This is a genomic window from Cupriavidus pauculus (assembly GCF_022179805.1).
Lineage (GTDB): Bacteria > Pseudomonadota > Gammaproteobacteria > Burkholderiales > Burkholderiaceae > Cupriavidus > Cupriavidus pauculus_E.
Genome location: NZ_BPUO01000027.1, coordinates 31,956 through 44,770 on the forward strand (window position 1 = coordinate 31,956; position 12,815 = coordinate 44,770).

The window sequence follows — 12,815 nt, forward strand, 5'->3', positions numbered from 1 at the left end:
GCCGCAGCAATAATTCGCTCGAAGCGCTTGGCGCAGGCGCAATGGGACAGGGCAACACATAATTTTGACAAAAATTCGCCGACCGACTCTCGTCGCCCAGACTTGCGGCAAGAAGAAGATGCATCGGCCGCCCGGTGAATGACATCCACCCTCTTTTCCACCAGGGAGGCGGCTCTAATCGCCTCCCCTCTCGGGTTAATGACGGTCACGCTTACAGCGTAAATCCACCGTCAATCGTGATGCTCGCGCCTGTTACATAGCGTGCATCATCACCTACGAGATAGGCGACCAAGCCTGCTATCTCCGCAGGGTGGCCAACGCGCTTAAGCGGGTTCATTCCTGCGAGGACTTCCGTCGATCCCGCAGTCATGTCAGTTTCGGTCGGGCCCGGCTGGATGTTGTTGACTGTGATGCCTCGCGCTGCGAGATCGAGCGCGACGCCCTTGACCATGCCGGCAACCGCGGTTTTCGTCAGTTGATAGACACTAAAGCCGGGCGTGCGAGTATGAAGCGCAACGTTGCTACCGATCGTGACAATACGAGCGCCGTCATTCAGATGAGGCACTGTCGCCTGGATGGAGAGGAAGACTCCACGGACGTTCACATTCAGCATCTGGTCAAGATCTTCCAGGCTCACCGCATCAATAGTACCTGCCCGCAAGATTCCTGCGTTAACCACCACGGCATCGAGGTTCCCAAAACGGGCCGTAGCGTCCTTTACCGCCTGGCGGATCGCAACCGGATCAGCACTGTCCGCTTTGATGGCGAGGGACCCTACGCCTTGTGACGCAATGCGTTCCGCCAGTGCATTTGCCTTGTCCGTGCTTGTGGCAAAGGTAAACGCGACATTGAAACCTTCTTGAGCGAGGCGCTCGACTGCGGCAGCGCCGATACCTCGCGAGCCACCAAACACCAAAGCGGTCTTGGGAGAGAAGTTTTCTTTCTGCATGTTTCTTCCTTTATTGATCGTTCAGTCCATAACTAGCCAAAAAAGAACCCGTACATGGTCTTCGGAAAATGACACGTACGGGAGCGTCTATGCCGCCTTCAGGCGACCAACTACGAAATCTGCTTGCCTGTGCAAGTCCACCATCGTCGCACCTGCGCGGGCAGCCAATTGGAGGCCGGTCATCGTGGTGAGGACGAAAGCTGCCGCTGTCGCCGGCTGAACGTCGGAATCGATGACTCCTGCCGCCTGGCCCTCGACAATCCGCTCGGCAATTCGCTTGCCCACCGCTTGCGATACTGCATGAGCAAGGCGCAGCAACTCCGGGTCGGAGGTACCAAACTCGCCTACAGCACCGACACCAAGACACCCCAGCGCACGCTGCTCATCATCGGACGGCGCGAGTCCTCGCAGCAAAGCGCGGATTCCCTCTAGTGGAGACGATTCGCCATTGAGCCGCTTCAGATGCAGACTGACCATTTTCTGATGGTAGGTCTGCAGTACCTCCATATAGAGTGACCGCTTATCGCCAAACGCGTTGTACATACTCTGGCGGCCGATATTCATGGCCGCCAGCAAATCTTCTGTTGACGTCGAAGCAAAGCCCTTAGCCCAGAAGATGCCGGTTGCTCTTTCCAGAGCCGCATCGCGATCGAATTCTCGTGGTCTCACCATGGACATCAGATTAGCCCATTGTGGACTGATCTGTCAATAACAGATTGATGGGTTTCCAGTCCGCATCCCGGTCAGCGAGGATATCGGAGGGCGGTCAATGTTCGCACTCAGAACATTGGGCAGATGCTCGCGCCCGATACCGCCATCTACCGCTGACTCAATACTGTGACTCGAGGACCGTTACCCGAAAGATGTATGGCAAAGTACTACGATCCGAACGACTCTTCGCAGCAGCCGATTCGGCACGACATACGCGCCGAGCTCGGCAGGCATTTGCGCCGTCAAGTGGACGATCGAGGGCAGCCTGCTTGGAGCGCCAGGCAATCCACCGTTGGAGAGGATTCTGAAAAACTATATCGATGAAAAGGATAGCTTGGCTGGCGCGAGGCTCACGCTGCTTCGCAAGGGTCCAGTCGAGCTCTATCGTGCTCAGTTTCTGCAGTCGACGCTCATCGCCGCCATCCCGCTCGCGCCCGTTTCGGATGCGATTCGGGAGCAGTTGCGCTACGAGTACAGCATCAGGGATAAGCTTGTCGGTGGTTTTGCCCTCCGTCCTTTGCGGTATGCCGTTCACAATCAGAACCCCGCCCTCTTGCTAGATGATCCTGGCGGCAGACTGTTGTCTGAATTGGTCTCCGAGGCAATGACACCGGACGAGTTCCTTCGGCATGCACTTCAAGTGGCGATGTCCTTGTCGTCTGCGCATAAGGTCGGCTTAGTTCATGGCGGACTCACGCCGTCAAACATCTTGATCCAACCTGCAGACCATCGCACAAACCTGACAGGCTTCCGTGCGCAAGGTCGTATTCTGGCTCTCGCAACAGCCGACGGCGCCGAATACGAGATTGATCGAGAGTACTTGCACTATGTAGCACCGGAATCGACGGGCCGGGTCAATCGGATTCCGGACGAACGTTCAGATCTATATTCATTGGGCTGCATCTATTTTCACATGCTGACCGGCGAGTCCGTGTTTCCCGGACTCGCGCCTTGGGAGCTTGTTCATGCTCATGTCGCCCGTCGGCCCGACGACGACACGCTACAAAATCTAAGGCACCAAGCCGGTGGGCCGATCGTCGACCTGGTTTGCAGACTGCTCGCGAAGGAGCCAAATGAACGCTACCAGACCGCCGCCGACGTTGTAGCTGAACTCGTTACACTGAGGTCGCTATATCAAGCAAAATCTAGCCCATCGGTCTCGAGACGACGTCCCCTCGGACTATTGCAGTCGGAAGCCCTTCTAGTTGGCCGTCGGCTTGAAATCGACCTCCTACGACGTGCCATCCTCGATAGCGGCAGCGAGAAAAAGCGGAGCTTGTGGTTGGTAGAAGGTCCAGCTGGCATCGGCAAGACCACTCTCATCAACCATCTCCGCAAAGACTCCGATGGGAAGAGCTTCGAGTTCGCTCACGGCAAATGCGAACTCGAAGACGGTTTCACCCCCTATGCCAGCCTCTTCCGAGCGTTGAATACGCTGTCAAGAGCGGCGCTCGCCTACCCTCCGTCCCAATACGAGCAACTCCAGCGGCGCCTCCGGGATTCGTTAGCGGAGGAATCGTCGATCATCACGACCATCTTTCCCGGACTAACGGGCCTCCTTGGGGAACAGGCACACAAGCCAGCGATATCGCCGCAAGCAGAACGGTCGCGATTCCTAGAGGCGATCGCGAGGCTGCTCAGTGCATTCGGCACGCCAGACCGCCCGCTCCTTTTGTTTTTCGATGACTTGCAATGGATCGACGAAGCCACACTGGAGGTTGTTGCATACGTTATGCGTAGCGTCCTTTGCCGCCACGTTGTCTTGGTCGCAGCGATGCGCGACAGACAAATTGAGCACCAAGGTCCCCACGTACAACCGTTTCTTTCAACCAACGCAGTCGAAAGGGTGCCGCTCGGCCCCCTTTCTGAGCGGGAAGTGGGCAGCCTTCTAAGCGCCGTCCTAGCTGATAGCACGGACAGTTCCGACACCCTGGTGAGCGCGCTTATCCGTACCGCTGGCGGGAACCCACTTCACACCATCCAGCTAGTACGCTCTCTCGTCGCAGATGACGTAATGGTCTATGACGAGACTGCGGGCAAATGGAACGCATCCCTAACAGATGTCGAGGCAAGATCGAATAAGTCCAACGTCGTCGAGCTTCTGTCTGCGCGAGTGGCGACGTTGCCTGAAGATTCGTTGGTGGCAATACAGTATTTGGCCATCCTCGCCGAGCCTTCATCGCTTGATACTGTGGCTGCGGCGATGTCCGTGCCTGAGAACTTGGTTGCACTGGCGCTGCAAGACGCATTGGACGAACAACTCATTGAACTGAGGGACGGACAATATGCTTTTGCACACGATCGAGTTCGGGACTCCGTCTATCTGACCCTGAGTGAACTACAGCGAGACCAGAAACATGTCGAAGTAGGTGTCAACCTTCGGAATCACGTCGTTAAGAACGAACTGAAAATCAGCGCCTTCGTCATCGCGAAACATCTGGCCCGGGCAACCCTCCTGGCTGCTGATCCTCGCCGGCGGCAGTTCGCGTCCATCATTTTTGAAGCAGCATTAAAAGCCAAGGAGGCCACCGCATATGAATCGGCGATCTCCTATCTTATCGATGCCCGCAGGTTTCTCGAGGACAGGGTCAACCTTGATGGAGACTTGCTATCGCTCATTGAACTAAGGCTCGGGGAATGCGAATTCGCATGTATGCGTGTCGCGCCGGCTTCAGAGCGATTGGCTGCCATCCGCACACAACTTCTTGAATCTGAGCACCGTGCCGAACTCGTTCGGCTACGCCTCGCCATGTATGTAGCTTTGGGCCAAACGGAGCAGGCACTTGACATCGGCTATCGCTATCTAGCCGAAGAGACGGGCATCGCACTGTCCAGGGAAATCGAACCGGGCAGCCTCGAGCTTGAGTACCGTCGCTTTTTGGAACTATATGCAGGCCGTACCGCAGACGAGCTCTTGGCGCTACCATTTATGACCGACGATCGCGTGCGGAACGCGATGGACGTCATGACGGATCTCATTCCAGCGGTACAGTTCACAAGCAAGGAATTGGTCGAAGTTCTCATACTTCGAATGATCAATCTGAGTCTTGAGTACGGGCTTTGCGATGCATCCAGTTACGCCTATATTTGCCTAAGTTTCGTAGCAGGAGCCAAATTCGGCGACTATACGACTACCGCAATATTTGGCAGGGTAGCCATGCGCCTGCCAAAGGAGCGCGGCCTTAACCTCTACGAAGGACGCGTCCAGATGTGCTTCGGGTCGCTTAGTCTTCCGTGGACGGGCCCTGCTGCAGAGGCAAAGCAGCATCTCGAGGAAGCGGCCGAGCTTACCGGCCGCCAGGGCGACTTGACGTTCGCAGTCTATTCTCGACGGCACATTGTCACCAACCTTCTTTTCAGCGGAGGATCGCTATCGGAAGCGCAGAAGGTGGCAGAGGATGGTCTTAAGCTCGCACGAGAGGCCAGATTCGCGCTCGTCATTGACGCATTCATGGCACAGGCTTGGTTCATACGTAAGCTCAGAGGTATGCCGGTGGACATTAGCCTGCCCGACTCGAGCGTCGACTATGCCGAACTGCTTGCTGACTGCATTAGTGGTGAGTATCGAAGGCATATTGCAGCGTTCGCGTTTTGGACATACCGCCTACAGGCATCCTTTCTTTGGGGAGATCTAGCTGACGCATTGTCTGCCGAGCGACACGCTCTAGACGCGGCTTGGGCGTCGCCTGCATTCCTCGAGAATGCGGACTTTGTCTTCTACAGCGGGCTGCTACGTATTGCGATGGCAAGAGCTTCTGCGCCAGGAGAACGCGGAACACATATCCAAGAAGCAATGGATCGCATCCAGACAATGCAGTGCTGGGCGAAATCCTGTCCGGATAATTTTCTTTCCCGCGAAAGGTTACTGGCAGCGGAGCTTTCCGTCCTAATGAGCGACGGGGGTAACAGTCTGGCCCTCTACGAGGAAGCTATAGCCGTGGCGGACCAGTCTCATGACATGCACCTCCAGAGTGTAGCCAGAGAGCTAGCCTCACGAACCGCGGGGCGTTGCGGCCTCCGTTCTGCACAGCAGGGATATTTGGAGCAAGCCAGAACCGCCTACGCAACCTGGGGAGCTGACGCAAAGATAAAACAGCTCGAATCGGAATTCCCCTCGCTGCGGACTGGCCGAAGCTCCGATTTCCACGAGCTCGGAAGTGCGCACACGTGGAGCGAAGATCGATTCGAAGCGGAGGTCGTGCTCAGATCGGTGCGCGCCTTGTCTGGCGAAATATCCCTGCCGCAAGTCATCAAGGTTATTCTCGAGAGTGCACTTCAATATGCAGGCGCTGAACGCGCGGTCCTCTGTTTCCTTGAAGACAGTGCTTTGCATATAGCTGCGCAGGCAAAGGTAGTTCGTGGCCATCTCGAGATGGACCTCTCGCGTCAGCCGCTGTCTTCTGATTTAATTGCTGCGCCTATCGCCTATCTGACGCTGCGTAGCAAGGGGTCGGTTGTCATTGAAGATGCGCGACAAGACCCGGAGTATGGGTATGACCGATATGTGAGGGCGCATAGCTCACGGTCCATCCTGTGTGTACCCCTTGTTAAGCAAGGCGTGCTGGCCGGATTGCTATACCTTGAGAATGCTCTTATTGCTGGCGCCTTCAACGGAACTCGTGTCCGGACGCTCGAAGTCCTCGCATCCCAAGCGACTGTGTCTGTGGAGAACGCGAAGCTCTACGCGAGTGTCGAAGCGGAACATCGGCGGCGAGCTGAAGCTGAGCGTCGTGTCCGTGAAACGCAGACCAAGCTAGCCCAGGCCGCGAGGTTGACAGAACTTGGCGAACTCGCCGCCTTTATCGTGCACGAACTCAGCCAGCCGATTACTGCTTTGGGCACATACGCTCGCACGGCTATTCGCTGGCTGAATCGTGAGCTTCCTCAATTAGAGGAAGCAGTAGAGGCGCTCGAAAAGATCTCCGAGAGTAGTGAGCGTGCGCGGAGCATCATCCACAGCATAAGGTCGATGGTCAAAGATTCCCGTCCGAATATCGCGCCGGTTGACATCCAGGCGGCGATACTGGAGGTATTCAGCGTTCTACAAGAAAAAATTGATGCTGAAGGAGTCTCAATTTACACAAGCTTTGAGCCTGGCTCCCATTTGGTTCTTGCCGATCGCATTCTTCTGCAGCAGGTCATCGTGAATCTCGTGACCAACGCACTGGAGGCGATGAGTGAGGTTCGAGGGCGCGAGAAGTGCATTGAAATCCAAACGCACATCGGTGAGGGCAACATGGTTTGGGTATCGGTGAGCGACACCGGCGGGGGAATAGCGGAGAAGATCTACGGACAGATCTTTGATTCGCTTGCCACCACAAAAGGTTATGGAATGGGTATGGGTTTATCGATTTGCCGATCCGTTATAGAGGCGCACGGAGGCGAAATTGATGTCTCCAGTTCGAACGAAAACGGTACGACCTTCCGCTTTTCTATCCCGAGAGTGCCATGACGAAAACCGAGGAAATCAATTACCCTGTTACTTCAGCGCGATGACAGCCTACCTCGTGAGTTGAATCCAAAATTTGAAGGGCCCCGCGAATCGCTCGCAGGGCCTTCCTTCTACATCTTGAAATTGGTCTCAGGTCGGGTGATTTCTTCGTTACTACGCTTCGTATCGGTCGCGAACCACATCCATCATCCGCAGAAGCTCAGCCACTGACCGTAAATTCATCTTGCGCATGGCGCTTCCACGGTACAACTTGGTCGTGAGCTCTGCTACGCCCATTAATTCGGCAACCTCCCTATTGGACCGACCGTCTGCAACGTGCACTAACACCTCTCTCTCGCGGTTGGTCAACGAGCGCCAGGCTACACGAAAGCCCGAACGGCTCTTCTCTACTGCTAGGCGCTGTCGATCCAGTTCGAGACCAGAGAGCACCGCATCGACGAGGTCTTGGTCCCGAAAAGGCTTTGCCAAGAAGTCGATTGCCCCAGCCTTCATCGCCTTCACGGTCATAGGAACATCGCCGTAACCGCTGATAAAGACGATGGGCATGTGCGATTGCCTCGCGTCTGCGAGCGATTTCTGAAACAAGATACCGTTCCCTCCGCGTACACGGACGTCTAGTACTAGACAAGCTGGACAATCGGGCTTCGGTACTCGCGCGAAATCGTCGATAGTGTCGAACGCCTTGACCTCCAAATCTACCGACTTGAACAAATCAGCGAGTGACCCTCGCACCAGTTCGTCGTCATCCACCACATAGACGACCCCCTCCACTGGCTTGCGCAGCACAAGTTCAGCCTCATTAGTGGAAGTTTCGCGGATGAACATCGTTCAGAATATACAAAGGAATACAAATCTACTCGTTAGTCAATGATTGGCTGCCTAGTGAAGCCCCCTTTGTTTCTGGCAGCAGCAACACCATCAAGAGCACTATTCCGTAGGCAGCGCCGGAAAAAATTGAGATAGCCGTCGCAAGAGAAGTGGTGTGACTGAGCATCCCTACCAAACTCGGGAACAGAGCCCCGACACCTCGCCCAAAATTGTATGTGAAACTCTGCCCGTTAGCGCGACACTCCGACGGGTACAGCTCCGTCAGGTATGCACCTACGCCGCTGAAGATTCCGCAGGAAGAGAAGCCGAGTGGAAATCCCAACCAGAGCATCTGCTGATCAGAGAAGGGCACGCTCAAGTATAGGCATACCGACGTCATCGAAAGCAGCGAGAACAGTATGAAATTTCGCCGACGCCCCCAAAGGTCGGCGAGATAAGCGCCCACGACATAGCCGCAGAATGAGCCAGCGATAATCACGAACAGATAGGCGCCAGTATTAAATACCGACAGGTGGCGTTCGATCCGCAGATACGCTGGCAGCCATGTCGACATCGCATAGAAGCCTCCTTGGATGCCCGTGCATAGGAGCGCCGCCAGCACTGTTCTGCGCAGCATCGGCGCGGAAAAAATCACCCATATAGTGGGCCTTTCAATGTTCCGCCTGGCAGTATCGTCCAGGAACACTTGCGGTTCTGATACGTGCTTACGTACGTATAGGACCAGAAGTGCTGGCAGGATACCCACCCAGAACAGACTGCGCCAAGCTACCGATTCAGGCAACACCGAAAAGGCGACGCTATAGAGGATGGCTGCAGCGCCCCAACCGATCGCCCAACCGCTCTGCACCAGTCCCACGGCTTTCCCGCGATGTTGTGGCGCAACGATTTCGCCGACAAGAACCGCTCCTACAGCCCATTCGCCGCCGAACCCGAGCCCCTGGAGGGCCCGCAGTACGAATATCTGTTCAAAATTTTGCGCGAACCCGATTGCTAATGTGCTGAACGAGAACCAGAGGATTGTCCACTGAAGCACCTTAACCCGCCCGTAACGGTCAGCAAGTGTCCCGGCTATCCAGCCGCCAATTGACGAGAATATCAAGGTCACGGTGCTGAGAAGTCCTGCCTTACTGCGGTCAAGTCCCCAGAGTTCGATCAGCGAAGCCATCACGAAGCTGAAAACCATGAAATCGAATGCGTCGGTAGCCCAACCTGCGAACGACGCATTGAATGCACGCTTTCCATCACGGCTCAAATCCGCATACCAGCCTGGGATCACCCCCCCAATACGCATGGCTCGATTGATTTTATTTGTTGTTGTCATCGTCAATTCACGAGTAGGAAGAGAATTCTTCCGGCCTAAGGCATAGTCAGCGCGTCCCAACGTCGCCCAGGCAAATCACAGTCACCCTAGCCGTTGATTCGTACAGGGAGTGCTGCACGGAATCTAAAGACATACTTTGGTACAGGGAGTGCTACACGACGCGGCCGATGATACAACGCGATTATTCAGGCATCAATCCTATACCTAAGTCTTTAATATTCAATTACCTATATGCTCTTTGCCATAGTGTGGCACCGTAAATATTGTTCTCAACCCTGCTTCCGATGTGCTAAATTCATTCATGGAGTACACACTAAATAAAATGCACGCCAGAGGGTCGAAAGCAGGGCAACTGTATTGGCTTGAGAACTAAAAGATGAACAACAAACTCGGCGCTACCCGCGAAACTACGTTGGCGCGGGACACCGATCCGTCAGTCGGCATTGATGGCGCAGCAGCTCCGCACACAACAGTCGGCCGCGAGACGCAGATGCCTTCGCTAGATATGCATGCGTTGCAGCGGATGTCCCAAACCATGGCCGCTGAGGTCACGCCAAACACTCGCGTGCGAACCCTACTGCATGGAGCCATGGAAAGTACCGAAGCAACCTGGGGCCTTTTGGCAGTGTGTCACAACGGACACTGGGAGGCCGCGGCTAGCGCGCGACCATCGGGTTCGCCTCAAACTTGCGGTAAGCCGTGGGACAATGACGATCCGCCGGCACCGGATATGCTTCCCACATCAATCCTTTGCCATGCCGCGAACCAGCTCGACGGTTTTGTGCTGCACGATGCCTGGAGTGCGCCTCAATGGCAAATCGACGCTTATGTGCGCTGTTGCCAGCCACGCTCAGTGCTTTGCGTGCCCATGCGCTGTAATGGCAAGTTGGTCGGCGCAATGTATTTGGAGCACCAGAGCATTGCCGGCCTGTTTACGCCGTCAAGGACGGCCGTGGTCGAGATTATTGCGCTGCAGGCTGGGCTCGCCCTAGAACACGCTCGTTTGCACGACGCGCTATCGGCGCAGTTAGAACAGCTAAGTTGCACTGAGGAAAAGATGCGACAGACGCTCTCGGAACTCGAACGTGCCACGCGACTTAAAGGCCTTGGCGAGTTGGTGGCTTCTATCGTCCACGAGGTGGCACAGCCAGTCACGGCACTCGACTCATCTGCTCGGGCCGGCTTGCGCTGGTTGGACAGCAACACACCAAATGTAGACGCAGCACGCGAGATGTTTGCACACATTTCCGCATGCGCCAGTCGCGCAAGGACAATCATCAGCGGGCTGCGTGCAAACGCGCGACAGGCAGAGCCAGTTTTCACTACTTTTGATCTCGACGAAGTCTTGACTGAAGTCGCGACCATCTTGACCAGCACGCTCGATGCGATGAAAGTCAGTTTTCAGCTGATTCAACTTTCCGGACCGACACCAGTGCATGGTGAACGCATGCAGTTGCAGCAAGCGCTGATCAACCTAATTATCAACGGCGCTGAATCGATGGCGGATCAACCGGAAGACACGAGGCTGGTCGTACTTAGCGGAGAAGCGATCGATGATTTGTTGCATATACACATCGACGACAATGGCGAGGGTTTCGACCCCGCGCTAGAACACTGCCTATTTGAACCGCTATTCACTACCAAGCAAAACGGGATGGGGATGGGCCTCGCGATATGCAAATCTATCGTTGAGACGCACCAAGGCCGACTCGAACTGATTCACCGTTCCGAAGGGGGCACCCGGGCGACACTTACGCTACCCGCGTTAGCTACCTCGACCTGCGCGGTAAGGCTTCTACAATAGCCTCTCGCCCCTATCGTTGCTGCAGGAGCGAGTGTTCCTTTTGGCATTGACGATGGACCATGACACGACAGCCCTGGATGCAGACTCGGCATCCATATCTGTCGAAAACGACCGAACTCAGCCCTCGATCGCCAACGCCTGCAGCATACGGACAATTTCCACCACGCTGCGCGCGTTCATTTTCTTCATTGCTTGGCCACGATAGATCTTCGCCGTAATTTCGGCCACGCCCATCGCGCCCGCGATCTGTTTGTTCATTAACCCACGAACAAGGAGCCGCAACACCTCACGCTCGCGCTCGGTCAGCGTCTGCCAATTTGCCCGCAAGTCGCGAAGAGCCTGTTCGGTCTCAATCCGCTTAGCATCCCGCTCGATTGCAGCAACTACAGCGTCGATCATGTCTTGGTCTCGGAACGGCTTGGCAAGAAAATCTACCGCTCCAGCCTTCATCGCCTTTACCGTCATCGCTATGTCAGCGTGTCCACTGATAAAGACGATAGGAATGTGTGGCGCTCCCTTCTCTACCAGCGACCGTTGAAATGCCAGTCCACTTATGCCACGAAGCCTGACATCCAACACCAGACAAGATGGGCCATCAACCTGTGGTGCGCGCAAATACTGCTCGACAGAAGGGAAAGGCCTGACCGCCAACTCAATCGATTCGAATAAGCAGCCAAGAGAGCTGCGCACCAAATCGTCGTCATCGACAATGTGGACAGTGCCTTGCACTAAGGCATGCGAAGCTGGTAATGGAGCTAGACTAATAACAGACATGGTATTGAACGGGAAGTACACGCAGCCAGGTCAGACGCTGATGCAACAGTATAGTAATACCTGCGACTGTGAGGGTAGGCGGAACGCCGAAAGACGCTGGACTACGCAGCAGCGCCCGACTTCGGGAGATCGGCGCGGACGGTACGCAACACGCTGTCGATGACAAACGATTTCCAATGCTCAACTGCATCCGGAGAGTCGAGGTCCTCGCCCAGGAAGACCGACAACGCGTACCGGTTCGAAGAATAAAAATACGCCGGCGATGCGATCAACAAGAAAACGTCGCGCGCAGTCAGGGTCGGACAAAATAGCCCCCGTTCAATCCCGCTGGTCACGATTCCTTCGACGATGCGCACCGCGCGATAAGAAAACTCGCCGCGAGGTACAGAACCGGAGACATGCTTCCCCTTGTGGAGATTCTCCGTATTGAGCAGATTGACGAAGTCGGGATTGCGCCGGTAGTAGTCCAGTTTGAACGGGATGAGTACCTTTAGAGCCTCCACTCGATCCGAAGGATCCGGTGAGACCTTTGCCTCTGCCCTGTCCATACGCCGGCAAATGGATCCGAGCACGGCTACAAACAGGCCCTCCTTGCTCCCGGACCAAAGACCCGCCTTATCACCGGTCAACTGATGCAGCCGCCAGCTTGGGACCCCCATGTCTTCAGGCCGGATTGCATTGTTCAGCACGCCTAACTGTTTTCGCAGTCGATCTCGACCAGATAGAGAAACCACGGGGCTTCGCCATCCGCGGCAATGCCACAGCTGCTTTCGGGTTCTACGGGTAGTAGTGGAGCGAGATCGGTGTCGACGGTCATTTTGACGCCGATGATACGCACTGTTTTCCGAGCGCGCAAAAGCAAAACCCCCAAGCTTTCGGGCTTGGGGGTTCTGGGTATAAGAGCCTGGCGATGACCTACTTTCACACGGGTAGTCCGCACTATCATCGGCGCAAAGTCGTTTCACGGTCCTGTTCG

General features: G+C 55.5%; 8 protein-coding genes. 2 read left to right on the plus strand and 6 right to left on the minus strand.

Translation table 11 applies throughout. The features are described 5' to 3' along the window. Positions 1 to 211 precede the first annotated feature (211 nt). A complete protein-coding gene (locus tag MFF62_RS30015; RefSeq protein ID WP_238267642.1) occupies positions 212 to 949 on the minus strand; it encodes an SDR family oxidoreductase in 738 nt (245 codons plus the stop codon). Between the two features lie 87 nt (positions 950 to 1,036). Then, positions 1,037 to 1,627, minus strand: a complete 591-nt coding sequence (locus MFF62_RS30020) for a TetR/AcrR family transcriptional regulator (RefSeq protein ID WP_238267644.1) — start codon at positions 1,625 to 1,627, stop codon at positions 1,037 to 1,039. A 325-nt stretch (positions 1,628 to 1,952) separates the two neighbouring features. Between MFF62_RS30020 and MFF62_RS30025 the strand changes: the two genes are divergently transcribed. Then, complete coding sequence (locus MFF62_RS30025) at positions 1,953 to 7,112, plus strand: trifunctional serine/threonine-protein kinase/ATP-binding protein/sensor histidine kinase (protein WP_238267646.1); 5,160 nt, start codon at positions 1,953 to 1,955, stop codon at positions 7,110 to 7,112. Positions 7,113 to 7,265: 153 nt separating this feature from the next. On the opposite strand, the gene MFF62_RS30030 is transcribed toward MFF62_RS30025, so the two are convergent. Both MFF62_RS30030 and MFF62_RS30035 read right to left on the minus strand, forming a co-directional pair. Beyond that, on the minus strand, positions 7,266 to 7,931 hold the full coding sequence (locus tag MFF62_RS30030) for a response regulator transcription factor (RefSeq protein WP_404990862.1): 666 nt from the start codon (positions 7,929 to 7,931) through the stop codon (positions 7,266 to 7,268). Between the two features lie 34 nt (positions 7,932 to 7,965). Beyond that, a complete protein-coding gene (locus tag MFF62_RS30035) occupies positions 7,966 to 9,261 on the minus strand; it encodes an MFS transporter (RefSeq protein ID WP_238267649.1) in 1,296 nt (431 codons plus the stop codon). Positions 9,262 to 9,637: 376 nt separating this feature from the next. Here MFF62_RS30035 and MFF62_RS30040 point away from each other — a divergent pair, with 376 nt between their 5' ends. Beyond that, positions 9,638 to 11,065 carry a GAF domain-containing sensor histidine kinase gene (locus tag MFF62_RS30040; RefSeq protein WP_238267651.1) on the plus strand — a complete coding sequence of 476 codons (1,428 nt, stop codon included), beginning with the start codon at positions 9,638 to 9,640 and terminating at the stop codon, positions 11,063 to 11,065. 117 nt (positions 11,066 to 11,182) lie between these two features. Here the strand turns inward: MFF62_RS30040 and MFF62_RS30045 are convergent, their stop codons facing one another. After that, positions 11,183 to 11,839 carry a response regulator transcription factor gene (locus MFF62_RS30045; RefSeq protein ID WP_238267654.1) on the minus strand — a complete coding sequence of 219 codons (657 nt, stop codon included), beginning with the start codon at positions 11,837 to 11,839 and terminating at the stop codon, positions 11,183 to 11,185. Positions 11,840 to 11,940: 101 nt separating this feature from the next. Next, positions 11,941 to 12,528, minus strand: coding sequence for a hypothetical protein (locus MFF62_RS30050; RefSeq protein WP_238267653.1), 588 nt, complete (start codon positions 12,526 to 12,528; stop codon positions 11,941 to 11,943). Positions 12,529 to 12,815 lie beyond the last annotated feature (287 nt).